Below are 19,432 nucleotides of genomic sequence, written 5' to 3'. Positions count from 1 at the left end.
TTTTAAAATTATTTAAATGAAAAACACCACTTTAAAATTAGCTCTTTTTATTAATTATTTTGTTTTTGCAGCACTATTGAATAGTGTTGGATTGTTAATTCAGAAGTCGCAAAATATTTACGGAGTTTCAGAAGTACAAGCGAGTGTGTTAGAACCAGCAAAAGATTTAACTATTGCTTTTGTTGCTTTTCTGATAGGTTCTTTACTGCCAAAATTAGGGTATAAAAGAGGAATGCTTATTAGTTTGGCGATTGTTTTTTTGGGTTGTTTTATAATGTACTTTGGAGATTCTTTTTGGAGTGTAATATTGTTATTTGCCTGTACCGGTTTTTCTTTTGCCATTATAAAAGTATCCGTAATGGCCTTAATCGGTGTGGTCGTTGATACTGAAAAACAGCATAAAGCCTTTATGAGTTATATCGAGAGTGTTTTTATGTTAGGTATTGTTTTTGCATATGTCATTTTTCCAATGTTTTATAGTGAAACCAATCCCAAAGCTTGGCTGAATGTTTACTTGGTTTTGGCGGGATTGATAGCACTGGTGTTTGTTTTTATTTTAACGTCAAAATTCAATTTGCCCAAAGTAGAAAATCAAAAAACTTTTAAAGAAGATTTTAAAGGTATGCTGGGTTTATTAAAAAGACCATTGATTATTCTGTTTGCTATATTTGCATTTATGTATGTCATGACAGAGCAGGGAATCATGTCTTGGCTGCCTACTTTTAATCAGAAAGTATTGCATCTCAATGAACGATTAGCAGGTCAAATGGCTGTAATATTGATGCTTTCGATTGCTTTTGGTCGATTCGTTTCGGGTGTAATTGTCAAGAAAATGCATTGGTATTTTTTTTTAACGATTTGTTTATTTGCGGCAGCGGGCCTAATTGTTTTTGTTCTACCAATGGCTTCTGGAATAGAAATTGTTCAAATTGATACCCTGTCTCAAGTGCCACTTATTGGATTTGTCTTTCCCTTAATTGGTTTGTTTTTAGCTCCCATTTATCCTATTGTAAATTCAACCATTATTAGTGCTACCGAAAAAGAATTTCACGGAGCGGTTGCTGGATTGCTTACTTTTTTCTCAGCTATTGGCGGTACATGCGGATCGGTAATTATTGGTTATTTATTCCAAAAAATTGGAGGGAGTAAAGCGTTTTATTTTTCGCTAATTCCTTTGGTTATTCTAGTTGTTGTTCTCTTTTTTATTAACAAAATAAACAAAAAAAATGAAGTTCTTACTTAAAGTCGACCAAGTGTTTGAAGCGCTGTTGCTTCAAGAAGATACGGATTATGATAAAAAAATAACCAAAGATGATTTAGGGCCAAAAATATTTGTGTTGGTAGATGAAAAAACCAAACAAAAACAAATTATTGAAGGAACCTACCACTTGTCTAATTTGCTTCAGGAATTGGCTTTGCTCAAAGAAAATGGTGAAGTATTGGCAGAAGTTGATTTAAATTTTATATTAGAAAATCCGGTAGAAAGAATTTCTCGTAAAATAAAAGACGATTATTGGGATGAACTAACGCGTACCATAGACAAAAAAGGTTTGAAATTAATTCTTGAGGATGTAAAAACTTCAAATGAAATGGCTACGCTGTATGTTTCCGAAAAAGACCAACAAGGAGTTTTGTATTTTAAAGAATTAGAAAAAGAATTAAAAAACTTTGAAGTTGTAATTCTACCCAAAGACTTTTCGGTAGAATTTATTGAAACATTAAATGATAAACCTGGTATTTTGGCATTGGCATTACAGCAAAAAATATACAGTTTACAAGGAGTGCCATTTGTTGTACCTGGTGGAAGGTTTAATGAAATGTATGGCTGGGATAGTTATTTTATTGGTGTTGGTTTACTGATTGATGGAAAATTGGACAAAGCAATTGCTATTGCAGAAAACTTTAAATATCAAATTATTCACTACGGGAAAATTCTAAATGCGAATCGCAGTTATTATTTAACTAGAACGCAACCCCCATTATATTCGTCTTTACTTGTTGCAATTGCCAATGATAGAAATGTAACTAAAGATTGGTTGCGTAGTCATCTAGAAACAGTGATTTTGGAATACAATACAGTTTGGATGGTGCAAGGCAATAGATTGACGCCAACTGGATTGAACCGATACAAAGCAGATGGCGTTGGAATGCCTTTTGAAGTAGAACCTGGACATTTTGATGATGTTTTAGAGCCATATTCTGTTAAGTATAATTTGCCAATTCGTGAATTTGAAAAACAATACTTAGCTCGAACCATTTCTGATCCTGAATTGGATTTGTATTTTGAACACGATCGTTCTATGCGTGAAAGCGGCCATGACACTACTAATCGTTTTATTAATACGTGTGCCAATTTGAATGCTGTGGATGTCAATAGTTTTCTCTATAAATATGAAAAAGACATCGAAAATCTGATAAAGGAACATTTTGACAATTCGTTTATAGTTGGAAATCTTGAATATACTTCGGAGAAATGGGCAGAAAAAGCGATTTTCCGAAAAGAAAAAATAAATCAATTATGTTGGAACGAGGAAGCAGGTATGTATTTTGATTACGATTTTGTAAATAAAAAGCAATTTCCTTTTGAGGCAGCAACAACATTTTTTCCGCTTTGGGCAGGTTTATGTAACGATCATCAAGCAAAAAAATTAGTTCAAATTGCTTTACCTAAATTTTTAAAAATGGGTGGAATTACAGGTAGTACTAAAGATAGTTTAATAGGTTTTGACGAAAATGCACCATTGCGACAATGGGACTATCCATTTGGTTGGGCTCCACACCAAATGCTTTTGTGGGAAGGTTTGTTAAATTATGGATACAATGAAAAAGCCATGGAAATGGTCTACAGATGGCTATGGTTAATAACCAAAAATGCAGTAGAATTCAATGGCACAATTCCCGAAAAGTTTGATCTGGAAACCAGTTCTCATAAAGTTTTTGCTGAATACGGCAATGTAGGAACAGAGTTTGATTATATCGCGAAAGAAGGTTTTGGATGGGTAAATGCGTCCTATCAATATGGGTTACAAATTTTGGATGGTGCTTTAAAGTCAGAATTAAATTTATTGACACCACCAGATCAATTATTTAAGTGTTAATTTATTATTGAATTTTGAATTTTGTATGTGTTTTTTTTCTAAATTTAACGTTCTAAAAATTAACCGTTATGACTGTAAATCAAATATTAAGCACAAAAGGGAAAGACGTTTATTCCATTGTTTCTACAATTGCCGTTTTTGAAGCCTTAAGAGTTATGGGAGAAAAAAATATAGGTGCCATTCTTGTAATTGAAGATGGAGTTTTGAAAGGGATTTTATCAGAGAGAGATTATGCTAGAAAAATTGTTTTGAAAGATAAGTCTTCAAAAGAAACACCTGTTAGTGAAATTATGGAAAGTGATGTGGTAACTGTGAAACCTTCGGACAATTTGGATTATTGTATGGGATTAATGAGCCAAAAGAGAATTAGACATTTACCAGTGATAGAAAATGAAGTAATAATTGGACTTGTTTCTATTGGAGATGTAGTAAAAGCTATAATTGAAGTTCAAAAAGAAACCATTAAACATTTGGATTCATACATTTCACAATAACAAGTACTTAAAGTTTTTGTTCAATAGCTACTTCTACGGTAGCTATTTTTTTTTGGACTAAATTGGAGGAGATTTTAATAAAAAAATAAGTTAAAAGCCTTAGTTTAGTTGAAGTGAGTTATCTTTGTTCTCTAAAAAAAAACTAGAAAAAACCAAAAAATGGATAAGAATAGTAAAAGAAGAGAAGCGTTATTGTATCACGCTAAACCGACTCCAGGAAAAATTCAAGTAGTCCCAACCAAAAAATATGCAACCCAAAGAGATTTGTCATTGGCCTATTCCCCGGGTGTTGCAGAGCCTTGTTTAGAAATAGCAAAAGACATTAACAATGTTTATAAATATACTGCAAAAGGAAATTTAGTTGCAGTAATCACAAATGGAACAGCTGTTTTGGGTCTTGGAGATATTGGACCAGAAGCTTCAAAACCAGTAATGGAAGGAAAAGGCTTGTTGTTTAAAATTTTTGCTGATATTGATGTTTTTGACATCGAAATTGGGACAAAAGATATAGAAGAATTTATACAAACCGTTAAAAATATTGCGCCAACTTTTGGAGGGATTAATCTTGAAGATATTAAGGCGCCAGAATCTTTTGAAATTGAACGTAGATTAGTCGAAGAGCTTAATATTCCTGTGATGCACGATGATCAACACGGAACAGCAATCATTTCGTCGGCAGCATTAATTAATGCATTGGAATTGGCAAATAAGAAAGCTGAGGATGTGAAAATGGTTGTTTCTGGTGCTGGTTCTGCTGCAATAGCCTGTGCCGATTTGTATGTTTTATTAGGTGTACAAAGAGAAAATATATTGATGTTTAACAGCAAAGGACTTTTGACAAAAGACAATCCTTCTTTGTCTGAATTGCAATTAAAATATGCAAAAGACATTGCACCAATGAGTCTTGAAGATGCACTAAAAGGGGCAGATATTTTCTTAGGATTGTCTACGGGAGATATTATGACACCTCAAATGTTATTAGGTATGGCAAATGATCCAATTGTATTTGCAATGGCCAATCCTGATCCAGAAATTGCTTACAATCTTGCCATTTCTACTCGTAAAGATGTCATTATGGCTACAGGTCGTTCAGACCATCCTAATCAAGTAAATAATGTTCTTGGATTTCCTTATATTTTTAGAGGTGCGCTTGATGTACGTGCAACCAAAATAAATGAAGCTATGAAAATGGCTGCTGTAAAAGCGCTTGCCGCTTTGGCCAAAGAGTCTGTTCCTGAGCAAGTGAATATAGCATATGGTGCGACAAAATTGAATTTTGGAAGAGAATACATTATTCCAAAACCGTTTGATCATAGGCTAATTACTATAGTTGCTCCTGCGGTTGCAAAAGCCGCAATGGATTCTGGTGTGGCATTAAATCCAATTACTGATTGGGGAAAATACGAAGAAGAGCTGTTGAATCGTTTGGGGAATGATAATAAAATGATTCGTTTAATTACTAATAGAGCTAAAACAGATCCTAAAAGAATTGTATTTGCCGAAGCAGAACAATTGGACGTGTTAAAAGCAGCTCAAATTGTTTATGAAGAAGGTATTGGGTTTCCTATACTTTTAGGAAATAAAGAAATTATATTAGAGTTAAAAGCAGAACTTGGTTTTGATGCCGATGTTCAAATTATAGATCCAAAACTGGATGAAGAAGAAGAAAGAAGAGAGCGATTTGCAAATGCCTTGTGGGAGTCAAGAAAACGAAATGGAATTTCTTTGTATGACGCACAAAAGTTTATGAGAGAAAGAAATTATTTTGCCGCTATGATGGTCAATGCCGGTGAAGCGGATGCTCTAGTTTCTGGACATTCCAGAAGTTATCCTTCGGTAGTGAGACCCATGTTACAAATAATTGGAAAAGCACCAAACGTATCCTTAGTTGCGACTACAAATATAATGATGACCAATCGTGGTCCTATGTTTTTGTCGGATACGGCAATAAACGTAAATCCAACTGCAGATGATTTGGCAAAAATTGCTGTAATGACAGCCAATGCAGCAAAAATGTTTGGGATAGACCCTGTTATTGCAATGGTGTCTTATTCGAATTTTGGTTCATCAGTAAATGAAAGCGCATCAAAAGTAAAAGAAGCAGTTGCATATTTACATAAAAATCATCCTGATATTATAGTTGATGGTGAAGTACAAGCCGATTTTGCTTTAAATCCAGAAATGCTAACGGCTAAGTTTCCTTTTTCTAAATTAGCCGGAAAAAAAGTGAATACTTTGATTTTTCCTAATTTGGAAGCCGCCAATATCACTTATAAACTGATGAAAGAATTAAACAAAGTGAGTTCAATTGGTCCAATTATGATGGGGATGAAAAATCCAGTTCATATTTTTCAATTAGGGGCTAGTGTGGAAGAGATGGTCAACATGGCTGCTATTGCAGTAATTGACGCTCAAGAAAAAAGTAATAGACTGAAAGGATAAAAATCAGCAAAAGTTGTAATTGAATAATTTGAGATTATTAGGTTTTAAATGTTAGCAGTTGGGTTTTGCAAAATGCAGCCTTCATAAACTCAAACATTTTGCCTTTTAATCTCAAATTTTATTATATTTGAACATAAAATTTATTTATGATAGCACATTTACAAGGGAAACTGGTCGAAAAAACACCTACAGAGGTTGTAATTGACTGTGGAGGAGTGGGGTATCATGTTAATATTTCGTTGCACACTTATTCATTACTGCCAAAAACTGATTTTATAAAATTATTTACACACCTTCAAATAAAAGAAGATGCGCATACTTTATTTGGTTTTGTAGAAAAATCAGAGAGAGAGATTTTTAAAATGTTATTGTCTGTTTCTGGAATAGGCGCAAGCATTGCCCGTACAATGCTCTCGTCATTAGATCCAAAACAAATTATTAATGCAATTGCATCGGGAGATGTTGTTACAATACAAACCATTAAAGGGATTGGAAGCAAAACAGCACAAAGAGTTATTCTTGATTTAAAAGAAAAAGTGTTAAAATTGTATGATTTAGACGAAGTTTCAATGTCTCAAAGCAATACAAATAAGGATGAAGCGTTATCTGCTCTAGAAGTTCTTGGTTTTGTTCGAAAAACATCCGAAAAAATCATCGAAAAAATTGTCAAAGAAGATCCAGAGGCTACTGTGGAAACTATAATAAAGAAAGCTTTAAAAAATTTATAAAAGGGGACTAGAAGCCAAATCGATATGCATAAAATTTATTTTTTTTTGCTGGTATTTTTTTGTGGTATTTTATCACAGGCTCAAGCACAAGAAGTGGTTCAGGATACTGTAAAAAAAGGATATGATGTTGGTGAGATTCAAATGGCGAATCCTAAAAGTATTTTATCTGCCTATACCTATGATCCAGTTACGGATACTTATGTTTACACCAATTCTATAGAAGATTTTAATATCAATTATCCTATTGTTTTGACTCCTGCAGAGTATGAAAAATTGATGCTCAAAGAATCAATAAATACTTATTTTAGTAAAAAGTTAGATGCTGTTGATGGAAAAAAAGAAGGAAGCGAAGCAGCCAAAAAAGATTTATTACCTCGATATTATATAAAATCAGGACTTTTTGAATCCATTTTTGGAAGCAATACCATAGATGTGAAGCCCACAGGATCTATCGAAATTGATTTGGGAATGTTGTATACAAAACAAGATAATCCTTCATTTTCTCCTCGAAATAGAACCAATACTGCTTTTGATTTTAACCAAAGAATTAGCATGAGTTTACTTGGAAAAGTAGGGACTAGACTTCAGGTAAACGCCAATTTTGATACACAGTCTACTTTTGCTTTTCAAAATTTATTAAAACTGGAATATACACCAGCTGATGATGATATTGTTCGGAAAATTGAAGTAGGGAATGTAAGTATGCCCTTAAATAGTACTTTGATTCAAGGAGCTCAAAGTTTATTTGGTGTAAAAACCGAATTGCAGTTTGGTAAAACTACAGTAACAGGAGTGTTTTCTGAGCAAAAATCACAAGCAAAAAGCGTAATTGCGCAAGGTGGAGGAACAATACAGGAGTATGAAATGTACGGTTTGGATTATGACAACGACAGACACTTCTTCTTGTCACAATATTTTAGAGACAAATACGATGCTTCATTAAAAAACTATCCTTTTATTGATTCCAGAGTGCAAATAACAAGGCTTGAAATTTGGGTCACCAACAAACAAAACAGAGTAAATACCACTAGTAATAACTTAAGGAACATTATTGCGCTTCAAGATTTGGGGGAAGCACAAATAACGGGTTTGCCTGACAACAAAGTAGTAGTTTTGAATCCTTCAATTGGGATGTTTGTAAAACCTATAGATTCTCCAACAGACAACTCCAATAATCTTTATAATCCTGCTTTAATTAAGGATAATACTGGTTCAGGATATTTAAATCAAAACATTCGAGAAATTGTAACAGCAAGTTCTGGTTTTTCTGCTGCTATCTCGGTTAAAGAAGGTCAAGATTATTCAAAATTAGAGAATGCACGAAAGCTATTGCCAAACGAATATACTTTTAATACGCAATTGGGGTATATCTCTTTGCAACAACGATTAGCAAATGATGAGATTTTGGCTGTGGCATACGAGTATTCTATAGGTGATAAAGTGTATCAAGTAGGGGAGTTCGGGAATGATGGAGTTGAAGCTACTGTGGTAGGAGGAAACCAACCTTCAAATCAAACTGTTATTTCTCAGACTTTAGTTTTAAAAATGTTGAAAAGTAGTTTGACAAATGTGTCAAATCCGGTTTGGAATTTGATGATGAAAAATATTTATCAAATTCAAGGTGCGTATCAATTGATAAAAGAAGATTTTAGGTTGAATATTTTATACAAAAATCCTTCTGCCTTAAATTATATCACACCAGCTACAAATGCAGCAGGAAATCCTGTGCCTTTTCCCTCTAATCCAACAGCTGATAATACTATAGAAAACACCACTTTGTTGAAAGTACTAAATGTGGATAAGTTAAACTATAATAATGACCCTCAAGTAGGAGGTGATGGCTTTTTTGATTTTATTCCGGGATTAACTGTAGATACTCAAAATGGTAGAATTATTTTTACGAGTAAAGAACCTTTTGGTGAATTGCTGTTTAAAAAGTTAGATGATCCAAACTCTCCTCGAAGTTATGATGATGTAACTACCTATAATGAAAACCAAAAAAAATATGTAAACCCCTATATGTACCGCATAACTCAAGCTGGAGCCATTCAAAATCCAGAAGTAAACAAATTTCTTTTAAGAGGAAAGTTTAAATCTGTTGGTGGTGACGGAATATCTATTGGGGCTTTTAACGTTCCTTTGGGGTCTGTAAAAGTAACAGCTGCTGGAAGGATTTTGGTTGAAGGAATTGATTACAGTGTCAACTATCAATTGGGTAGGGTACAAATATTGGATCCATCGTTGCAAGCATCTAATACTCCAATCGAAATTTCATTAGAAAATAATTCGGTGTTTGGGCAGCAGACTAGAAGGTTTTTTGGGGTAAATGTGGATCATTTAATTTCAGAAAATTTCATGGTTGGAGCTACTTTCTTGAATATGAAAGAAAAACCATTTACTCAAAAATCCAGTTATGGACAGGAATCTGTGAATAATAGTATTTTTGGATTACACGGTAACTATTCTTCTCAAGTGCCCTTTTTTACTCGTTTGGTCAATAAATTACCTAATATTGATACAGATGTTCCTTCTACTATTGCGGTAACAGGTGAGTTTGCTTATTTAATGCCCAATGCATCCAAAGGTGATCAATTTCAAGGGGAATCCACCAGTTATGTTGATGATTTTGAAAGTTCGCAATCCTCAATTGATTTGCGTTCTCCATTTGCTTGGACCTTATCTTCTACACCAGAAAATAATCCCGCTAGTACTTATAATTTTAATGGTAATTTACAAGGTTTGGATTACGGTTTTAAAAGAGCAAAATTATCTTGGTATTCTATTGATCCTGTTTTTTATACTTCAAAACCTTCAGGAATTTCAAATGATGATTTGTCTTTGAATTCAACAAGGAGAGTTTATAGTGAAGAATTATACCCTTTGACTGATATTGTTCAAGGGCAATCTCTCGTTGTTAATACTTTGGATATGAGTTTTTACCCCAAAGATCGTGGACCTTATAATAATTCGGCTACTGCCAGTGATGCTCCTCAGGATAATTTTGGAGGTATAGTAAGGTCATTAAGTTCTACCAATTTTGAACAAAGTAACGTAGAATATATACAGTTTTGGGTTATGGATCCATATGTGGGAGAAGGTAAAATTCCACAATCAAATACGGGTAAGGTTTATTTTAATCTTGGTGAAATATCTGAAGATGTTTTGAAAGATGGTCGAAAAGTTTACGAAAATGGTTTAGGGCCAGATCAGATTTTAGTAAAGCCACCAACAGTTTGGGGAAATGCACCAGCGTCTCAATCCTTAATTTATGCATTTGACAATAACGCAGGCAATCGTGTCAATCAGGATGTTGGTTTAGACGGGCTCCCTTCTAGTGGCGAAGGAACTTTTTATACCAATTATGCCTCAGAACCCGATCCTGCAGGAGATGATTATAAATATTATTTAAATACAACTGGTAATATATTAAATCGTTATAAAAATTACAACGGTGTCGATGGGAATTCAAATGTTAATATTGATTCTCCCAATAGAGGCTCTTCAACGGTTCCAGATGTAGAGGATGTTAATAGAGATAATACTATGAATACAATCAATGCGTATTACGAATACAGCATTGATATGAAACCCAATATGCAAGTTGGTCAAAACTACATTTCGGATGTTCGAAACACTGTGGTTACTTTGGCCAATGGTAGTTCAACCGATGCAAGATGGATTCAGTTTAAAATCCCTGTTTCTTTACCAGAAAATACCATTGGTGAAATTACAGACTTTAGATCTATCCGTTTTATGAGAATGTTTTTGACCAAATTTACAGATCAAGTTACCTTACGTTTTGGAGCTTTGGATTTAATTAGAGGAGAATGGAGACGTTATACACAGTCATTGGAAATTGGGGATGTTAATCCTAATGATGATGGTACTGTTTTTGAAACTACTTCTGTAAATATTGAAGAAAATTCCAAGAGATGCCCCGTAAATTATGTGAGTCCTCCAAGTGTTGTTCGAGAACAATTGTATAATAATAATACTGTTATCAATCAAGATGAACAATCCTTGTCAATGAGGGTTTCAGGAAATGGATTAGAATATTTGGATGGACGTGGTGCTTTCAAGAATTTTAATATTGACATGCGTCAATACAACAAACTTAAAATGTTTTTGCACGCGGAATCCTTGCCAGATGAAATAGCTTTAGAAGACAATCAAATGGTCGCTTTTTTACGTTTTGGTGCCGATTACTCTACAGATTTTTATCAAGTTGAAATTCCTTTAAAAGTAACTCTTCCCTCTTCTTCATCCGGAAAAGACTGCCCTCCTTTAAGTCCAGATTTGGTTTGGCCTTCTGAAAATGAAGTTGATTTGTCTTTGGAATTATTAACACAATTAAAGTTGAAATCTTTGAAAATTGATAAATCAACTTTGCCTGCAGATGGTATTTATTATTCAGATGATGATCCAACTCAAATCGGTGGTGATGGTAGTAGTAAATTGCGTTTAGGAATCAAGGGAAATCCCAATTTAGGTTTGATTCGAAATATAATGTTAGGTGTGAAAAGCAATGAACGGAAAGATATAAAAGGGGAAGTTTGGTTTAATGAACTCCGATTGGCCGATATGGACAATAAAGGAGGTATGGCTGCACTTTTGAATGTGGATACCAATTTTGCAGACTTAGCAACAGTATCCTTTTCAGGAAATATAAAGAATTTTGGATTTGGTACCATAGAACAAGGTCCAAATGAAAGAAGCCGAGAAGATATTCAACAATATAATGTGGTGACTAATATTAATTTGGGTAAGTTTTTGCCAAAAAAATGGGGAGTAAATGTGCCTTTTAATTACTCTATTGGTGAAGAAATTATAAAACCAGAATATGATCCTTTTTATGAAGATATAAAACTGAAACAAGTTTTGGACGATGCCGATACTGAAGCAGAAAGAAAAACCAAATTGAACCAAGCAATAGATTATACAAAACGTAAAAGTATTAATTTGATTGGGGTTCGAAAAGAAAGACTTGCAGAGAAAAAACCAATGCCTTATGATGTTGAAAATTTTACTTTTTCTCAATATTATAATGAAGTACAGCGTCACGATTTTGAAATTGTTGAAAATTTGGATCAGCAATCAAGAACAACAGTAGATTACGCTTTTGCTTTCAAGCCAAAGCCAATTGAACCTTTTCAAAAAACTAAGTTTATGAAAAAAAGCAGCTATTGGAAGTTTTTAAGCGATCTTAATTTCAATTATTTGCCTTCAAACATTACTTTTAATACCGATGTAATTAGACAAAATAATGAACAACAATTTAGACAAATAGAAGATATCGGGATCGGATTTGAACCATTATTCAGAAGGAATTATGGTTTTAATTATCAATATGGTTTTGTTTTTAATTTGACAAAATCATTAAGAATTAATTATACAGCTGCATCTAGAAACTTAGTAAAAAGTTATTTAGATGAGGATGACGTTCCGATTGATGATGTAACTATTTGGGATCGTTATTTTGATGTGGGTACTTCAAATTTCCACATGCAACAGTTTGTTTTGAACTATGAAATTCCATTGAACAAAATTCCTGCTCTGGGATTTATCAAAGCAAATTATTCCTATACAGGTGATTATAGTTGGCAGCAAGCTTCAGAAGCTTTTGGTAAAGTTGAAAAAAATGGTCAGTTTTATAATTTAGGGAATACGGTTCAAAATGCCAAATCTACAAATTTCAGTACTACTTTTAATATGGAAACCTTGTATAAATATATCGGTATTTCCAAAAGTTCCGCCAATGCAAAACCAAAAGCAACAGTTGCACCCAAGCCAGGGGAAAAAGTTGTAAAAACGGATGTCTTAAAAAAGATTAATCAAAACTTGTTTGTGGATGGTTTGAAAGGAGTGCTGACAAGTTTAAAGAGTGTCAATTTGAGTTTTATCGAAAATAGAGGGACTGTTTTGCCGGGATATATTCCAAGTGTTGGGTTTTTTGGTTCTTCCAAACCAACTTTAGGTTTTGTTTTTGGAAGTCAAAGTGATGTGAGATATGAAGCAGCCAAAAACGGATGGCTAACCACTTTTCAAGAATTTAGCCAAAATTTCACTACCGTAAAAAATCAAATTTTTAAAGGTTCTGCCAATTTGGAGTTAACACCTGATTTAAAAATTGATTTATTGGGCGACCGTTCTTATTCTGAAAACTTTTCAGAACAATATGATGTGAGTTCAGATGGTACTTACAATCCAAGATCTCCATATAGTTTTGGTATATTTTCTGTTTCAACTATTTTGATAGGGACTTCTTTTTCTACAAGTAATGAAGTTAGTTCTACCGCCTTTGATAAGTTTCGAGACAATAGATTGGTCATTGCAAACAGATTGGCTACCGAAAATGGAATTGATATTACTAATCCGATCAATCTTGATTCGAAAGGGTTTCCAAAAGGATATTCTAGTTCTAATCAGGCTGTTTTATTGCCTGCTTTTTTAGCTGCATATTCGGGGACAAGTGCCAAAAGCGTTTCTTTTGATATTTTTAAAAGTTTTCCTTTGCCCAATTGGGCCATTAAATACACAGGGTTAATGCGTTATGGTTTTTTTAAGAAGAACTTTAAACGTTTTTCTTTGCAACAAAATTACAGAGCTTCTTATACCGTAAATTCTTTTAGATCGAATTTTAAATACAATGAGAATCCAAAAGGTCTTGATGATAGTGGTAATTTTTACAATCCTACCATAATGTCAAATGTTACTTTGGTCGAACAATTTAACCCATTAGTAAAATTTGATTTTGAGTTAAAAAACTCCATAAAAGTTTTGACTCAAATTAACAAGGATAGAGCTTTGTCAATGAGTTTTGACAATAATTTATTGACAGAGGTTCACGGTATTGAATATGTTATAGGTTTAGGATATCGTATTAAAGATGTAACTTTTTCTTCTAGACTTGCTGATAATCCTACTGGAGTAATAAAAAGTGACATTAACATCAAAGCCGATTTGACATTAAGAGACAATCAAACCATTGTTCGTTATTTAGATTATAATAACAATCAATTGGGAGGAGGTCAAAATATTTGGACGTTAAATGTAACTTCGGATTATTCACTAAGTAAAAATTTAACTATAATCTTTTATTACAATCATTCTTTTTCTAAACCCGTAATTTCGACTTCTTTTCCATTAACTAACATTAGTTCAGGATTTACATTCCGTTATACTTTTGGAAATTAATTTTTGAAAATCTAAAGGGGAAATGTGTTTAAGATTGTTACATTTGCAAAAAAAATAATTAATAATTTCAAATATAATATTTATGAGCATACCAGCAAATTTAAAGTACACTAAAGATCACGAATGGGTAAGTCTTGAAGGCGATGTTGCTACAGTGGGAATTACTCATTTTGCGCAAAAAGAATTAGGAGATATTGTATATGTTGAAGTAGAAACATTGGATCAAACTTTGGATAAAGATGAAGTTTTTGGGACAGTTGAAGCTGTAAAAACAGTTTCCGATTTGTTTCTTCCTTTGTCGGGTGAAATTATCGCTTTCAATGATGCTTTAGAAAGTACTCCAGAAAGTGTAAACTCAGATCCTTATGGCGCTGGATGGATGATTAAAATTAAAATATCAAATCCTGCTGAAGTAGAAGAATTACTTTCAGATGAAGCATATAAAGAATTAATAGGTGCCTAAATTTTTATTGTTTTTTGTTGCTTTATTATGGACTGGAATTGTGAGTTATTTTTGTTTAGTTAATTCAAATGAAATTCCAACCATAAACATACCAAATCTGGACAAGTTCATACATACTTTTTTTCATTTTGTGTTTACTTTTGTTTGGTTTTTGTTTTTTCGAAAACAGTTTAGAAGGGATAATACAGTCAAACCATTGATGTATTCTTTTGTGTTTTCTTTTGTTTTTGGAATAGCAATAGAAATATTGCAACAACAAATTACGTCTACCAGACATGCTGATATTTTGGACATTGTAGCCAATACTACTGGAGCAACATTAGCTGTTTTTACAGTTTTAATTTGTATTAAATTCAATATATTAAATTCAGTTTTAAAAAAATAAGACCCACTTCGGTGGGTTTTTCTATTTTCATAGTAGCATACCTACGGTCATATCAATTGAATGATGTAATTTTGTTGCACTATAACTTCTTAAATTTTAAAGATGGACATTAAAAATTATTTGGATTCTACCTATTTAAAAACCAATATTCAAGCTGGTTTGAGTGAAAAAGAGAATGAAGAAGTCGCTAGTAAATTCATTCAAGAAGCAATTGATGAAGATTTTAAATTGATAATGATTCGTCCAGATAGAGTAGCTTTGGCAAAGAAAATGATTACAGCTACCAATTCAAAAGTTTTGATCGGAACAGTAATTGACTTTCCAGATGGTATTTCTACTGTAGAGAATAAATTGGAGGAAGCAACTCAATGTGTTCAAAATGGCGCAGATGAACTGGATTTTGTATGCAATTATAATGCTTTTAAATCTGGAGGTATTGCTTTAGTTAAAGAAGAAATACTAAAAGGTACACAACTGGGATTAGATAATAATAAAGTGGTGAAATGGATCATAGAAGTGGCAGCACTAAATGATTTACAGATTGCTCAATTAAGTGCATTGATAAAAAACGTAATTGTAACAAACTTTAAAGAAGAAAATTTTAATTCTGTTTTTGTAAAATCATCAACGGGTTTTTATATTACTGAAAACAACCGTCCCAATGGAGCTACAATTCCTTCAATTAAAATAATGCTAGAAAATGCATGTCCTCTTCCTGTTAAAGCTGCTGGAGGGGTCAGAACCTATAATGAAGCAGTAGAGATGGTAAATCTTGGAGTAAAACGAATTGGCACTTCAGGGGCCAAAGCGATAGCAAATGGAGAAGAATCTTCTTCTCAATATTGATTTCAAATCAAATTTAAATGATGAAATATTTCCTTACTTTTTTTACTTTTTTTTGTGGTTTGCTTGTCAATGCTCAAACTCCGATTCCCAAACAATTTAAATCTTCTGATGAACGTTTTCCTGTTTTTTCAAGTTGTGCAAATTTACAGGAACAAGATTTGGAAGTTTGTTTTTATAACGAAGTGCAACAATTAGTTTATCATAATTTTAAAGTTCCTGAAAAATTACAGCAAAACCAGTATACAGGAATTGTTAAGGTTCTTTTTGAAGTAGATGCCACTGGAAAATTTAAAATTATAATCGTCAATTCAAATAATGAAGATCTAATAGCTGAAACAAATAGAGTTTTTAATAGTTTACCAAAAATTTTTCCACCTACTTATAATGGAATGCCAACCTATTCCAAATTCAATTTAAGTTTTGCAATACCGCTTTTGTCTCCAGAGGAAATAGCGGCGACTGCAAAAGCAAAAAAAGAAAATATTAATGTTAATGAAGGATTAACAGAGTTAGATAGTATTGTGTACAAACGATTTGACACTCCTCAATTTACAAGCCATTTGAACATCCCTTTTTCGCATAGTTATTACGCTCAATTTGATGCTCAAATGAATCAAATTGGAAGTAATAATCATACAGCTTCAAAACCATATACATTTACTGAGGTAGAAAAATATTATAATTTTCAAAAAGTAAACGCCAGTTTGATGAAAAACAAATCAGGTTGGTGGGGAAGAAAAGTGTCAAATGAAAACCTAGCCGAAATTCAGGGAGAAGGGTATTGGTTTGCTTTGAATTTTTTGTTTAATGTACAAGGAGGTATGTCAAATCCTAGTAAAACGGATTATACTTATGTAAATACTAGAGCATTAAATTTTAAAGGTGGGCTTGGACCTCGTTTGAATTTTACCACTACTTTTTACGAAAGTCAAGGACGGTTTGCCGATTATTATAATGATTATTCAAGATCAATCAAGCCATCAGGAGGAAATCCTGCTATCGTTCCTGGTGTAGGTATTGCAAAAGAATATAATTCGGATTCTTTTGATTTTCCAATGGCAGATGCTGCTATTACTTTTAATGCTGCTAAATACTTGAATTTGCAATTGGGTTATGGCAAAAATTTTATCGGCGACGGTTACCGTTCGTTGTTTTTAAGTGATGGTGCAAGTCCTTATCCTTATTTTAAAATTGACGCCAATTTTTGGAAAATAAAGTATACTGTTGATTATATGTGGCTAAAAGATGTCCGTCCCGAAGTTACTTTAGAAAAAACGTATGCGTCTAAGTATATGGTCAATCATTACTTAAGTTGGAATGTGTCCAACAGATTGAATTTAGGCTTCTTTGAGTCTGTTGTTTGGACAAATACCAACGGAAGAGGATTTGATGCGAATTTTATAAATCCTATTGTTTTTTATCGTGCTGTCGAATTTTCTTCCTCTTCCAAAAGCGGAAATGCAGTTTTAGGATTGACTTATAAATACAAATGGAATAATCAAGTCAATCTATATGGTCAATTATTAATTGATGAGTTTTCTACAAGTGATATTTTTGGAGGAAATAAGAGTTGGAAAAATAAACTGGGTTATCAAATGGGTGTCAAATATTTTAATGCATTCAAGGTTGATAATCTATTGTTGCAATTGGAATTTAATCATGTTCGCCCTTATGTGTATTCGCATAGTGATCCAATAACCAATTACGCTCATAATAATCAAAGTTTAGGGCATCAATGGGGAGGAAATTTCCAGGAATTGGTGTTTTTAGGGTATTATCATAAAGATCGTTTTTATGCTAACACTAAGTTTACTATTGGAACTCGTGGTTTTGATTTTGCAAGTACGGGGGCTAAATCAAATTACGGAGGAAATATTTATAGAGATTATGATGTAGATAGATATGCTGATACTGGCGTAAATGTTGGGCAAGGAAATAAAACAAGTGTTTTTATTTCGGATATTCAAGTAGGTTATTTAGTTAATCCCGCTACCAATTTAAAGTTTTTTGGTAATTTTCTATATAGAAATTTTGATCCTACAACCAATACTGCAGTAGTATTTAAAGAGCAAACTACTTGGTTTACTCTTGGTTTTAGATCCGATGTATTTAATTTTTATTTGGATTATTAATTTTGTAAAATTTGGTAAGTTTTTTTATTATGCTGTAATAACTGATTAAATAAAAAACTAATATTTCATTCCCTAATTTCATTGAAAATTTTTGAATCTAATTTGTATCTTTGCACAATATTTTAAAAAAAACAAAACAATTTCTTCATTGAGTACAATACAAAATTCTTATTCTTTCAAGTCTATTTATATTGATTTTAAGGCAATTACTAAAGCAGGTTTAGCTATCAGTGTTGTTTTTTCATCAATTGCAGGCTATGTTCTTGGTTTCGATGATTCTCATCCTTTTAGCTGGATGGTTTTGTTAAAACTAGCTATTGGTGGATATTGTATGGTAGGAGCTTCCAATGCTTTTAATCAAGTAATCGAAAAAGATTTAGATCTATTAATGGATCGAACAAAAAATCGTCCTGTTCCATCCGGAAGAATGTCTCCTCGAATTGCATTGATTGTAGCAAGTGTTCTTACTATTATAGGTGTTACATTGCTGTATTCTATTAATCCAAAATCGGCAATGTTTGGTGCTATCTCAATATTTTTATATACAAGTATTTATACGCCTCTTAAAACAGTCACTTCTTTATCCGTATTTGTTGGCGCTTTTCCTGGTGCAATTCCTTTTATGCTGGGTTGGGTTGCTGCAACTGGAGAGTTTGGGATTGAGGCAGGGACTTTGTTTTTGATACAATTTTTTTGGCAATTTCCTCATTTTTGGGCCATTGGTTGGTTTTTGTATGAAGATTATGAAAAAGCAGGATTCTTTATGTTGCCAACAGGTAAGAAAGATAAAGGAACATCGCTACAAATTATATTATACACTGTTTGGTTGATGATTGCGTCTCTTTTGCCTGCATTAGGATTTACAGGACGTTTATTTTTGACTCCTTTAGCAGCAGTTTTGGTGTTTCTATTAGGACTTTGGATGTTGTTTTATGCCGTAAAGTTGTATAAAATACGTTCATCAAAATCAGCAAGAACATTAATGTTAGTAAGTGTATCTTATATTACACTTTTGCAATTAGTTTTTATATTGGATAAATTTTTAAGATAATTATGGAAATAACAATGACAACAGAAGAGTATAAATCAAGAACTGCAAGATCATATAAATTGATTTTGTTGTTTGCTATGGTAAGTATGACCATGATGTTTGGAGGGCTTACTAGTGCCTATGTAGTGAGTCAATCAAGAGCAGATTGGTTGAAAGATTTTGAACTGCCATCTGCTTTTTATTTTAGTACAATAGCTATTTTGGGATGTAGTGTTACATTTCATTTAGCGAAAAAAGCAATTCAAAAAGGAAATCAAAGTAGAACTACTTCATTTCTTTTGGCTACATTAGCACTTGGAATTTCCTTTGTGGTGTTTCAATTTGTAGGTTTTGGACAAATAGTAGCAAACGGGTATTATTTCACCGGGAGCGCTAGTTCGATTACTACAACATTTCTATATATAGTAGTACTAGTGCACCTTATTCACCTTGCGGGTGGTATGATTTCACTGATTATTATTATTTATAATCATTTTAAACAAAAATATAATTCAACACAAACTCTTGGAATAGAACTAGGTGCAATGTATTGGCACTTTCTCGATTTCTTGTGGGTTTATTTATTTTTATTTTTATATTTCTTTAAATAAGAAAAAAAC

12 protein-coding genes are annotated in these 19,432 nt (G+C 32.8%); all 12 read left to right on the top strand.

Annotation, left to right across the window (positions count from 1 at the left end):
- Positions 1-16 precede the first annotated feature (16 nt).
- The 12 genes from AC8GF4_RS07535 to AC8GF4_RS07480 all read left to right on the top strand — a co-directional run bounded on the left by AC8GF4_RS07535 (position 17) and on the right by AC8GF4_RS07480 (position 19,423).
- Positions 17-1,243, top strand: a complete 1,227-nt coding sequence (locus tag AC8GF4_RS07535; protein WP_506593636.1) for an MFS transporter — start codon at positions 17-19, stop codon at positions 1,241-1,243.
- Positions 1,227-3,098: a trehalase family glycosidase gene (locus AC8GF4_RS07530; RefSeq protein ID WP_506593635.1), complete on the top strand. Its 1,872-nt coding sequence runs from the start codon at positions 1,227-1,229 to the stop codon at positions 3,096-3,098. The genes AC8GF4_RS07535 and AC8GF4_RS07530 overlap by 17 nt, the downstream gene beginning before the upstream one ends.
- A 68-nt stretch (positions 3,099-3,166) precedes the next feature.
- The gene (locus AC8GF4_RS07525; RefSeq protein ID WP_506593634.1) at positions 3,167-3,592 is read left to right on the top strand and encodes a CBS domain-containing protein; all 426 of its coding nucleotides are present in this window, start codon (positions 3,167-3,169) and stop codon (positions 3,590-3,592) included.
- A gap of 159 nt (positions 3,593-3,751) precedes the next feature.
- Positions 3,752-6,034: an NADP-dependent malic enzyme gene (locus AC8GF4_RS07520; protein ID WP_506593633.1), complete on the top strand. Its 2,283-nt coding sequence runs from the start codon at positions 3,752-3,754 to the stop codon at positions 6,032-6,034.
- Positions 6,035-6,180: 146 nt separating this feature from the next.
- Entirely contained in the window at positions 6,181-6,762 is a 582-nt protein-coding gene (gene ruvA, locus AC8GF4_RS07515; protein ID WP_506593632.1) for a Holliday junction branch migration protein RuvA, read from the top strand.
- A gap of 24 nt (positions 6,763-6,786) precedes the next feature.
- Positions 6,787-13,956: a T9SS outer membrane translocon Sov/SprA gene (gene sov, locus AC8GF4_RS07510; protein ID WP_506593631.1), complete on the top strand. Its 7,170-nt coding sequence runs from the start codon at positions 6,787-6,789 to the stop codon at positions 13,954-13,956.
- A gap of 82 nt (positions 13,957-14,038) precedes the next feature.
- On the top strand, positions 14,039-14,419 hold the full coding sequence (gene gcvH, locus AC8GF4_RS07505; protein ID WP_506593630.1) for a glycine cleavage system protein GcvH: 381 nt from the start codon (positions 14,039-14,041) through the stop codon (positions 14,417-14,419).
- Entirely contained in the window at positions 14,412-14,804 is a 393-nt protein-coding gene (locus AC8GF4_RS07500; RefSeq protein WP_506593629.1) for a VanZ family protein, read from the top strand. The genes gcvH and AC8GF4_RS07500 overlap by 8 nt, the downstream gene beginning before the upstream one ends.
- Before the next feature lie 102 nt (positions 14,805-14,906).
- Positions 14,907-15,650, top strand: coding sequence for a deoxyribose-phosphate aldolase (gene deoC / locus AC8GF4_RS07495; protein WP_506593628.1), 744 nt, complete (start codon positions 14,907-14,909; stop codon positions 15,648-15,650).
- 17 nt (positions 15,651-15,667) lie between these two features.
- Positions 15,668-17,782, top strand: coding sequence for a gliding motility outer membrane protein RemB (gene remB / locus AC8GF4_RS07490; protein WP_506593627.1), 2,115 nt, complete (start codon positions 15,668-15,670; stop codon positions 17,780-17,782).
- A 148-nt stretch (positions 17,783-17,930) separates the two neighbouring features.
- Positions 17,931-18,833, top strand: coding sequence for a heme o synthase (cyoE, locus tag AC8GF4_RS07485; protein ID WP_506593626.1), 903 nt, complete (start codon positions 17,931-17,933; stop codon positions 18,831-18,833).
- 2 nt (positions 18,834-18,835) lie between these two features.
- Complete coding sequence (locus AC8GF4_RS07480; RefSeq protein ID WP_506593625.1) at positions 18,836-19,423, top strand: cytochrome c oxidase subunit 3; 588 nt, start codon at positions 18,836-18,838, stop codon at positions 19,421-19,423.
- The last annotated feature ends 9 nt before the right edge of the window (positions 19,424-19,432 follow it).

Origin of the sequence: Flavobacterium rarum (SeqCode) (genome assembly GCF_965234445.1) — a bacterium.
In the GTDB taxonomy this organism is placed as follows: domain Bacteria; phylum Bacteroidota; class Bacteroidia; order Flavobacteriales; family Flavobacteriaceae; genus Flavobacterium; species Flavobacterium rarum.
Note: the sequence above shows the minus strand (reverse complement) of the source record. Positions and strands in the feature narration are given on the sequence as shown.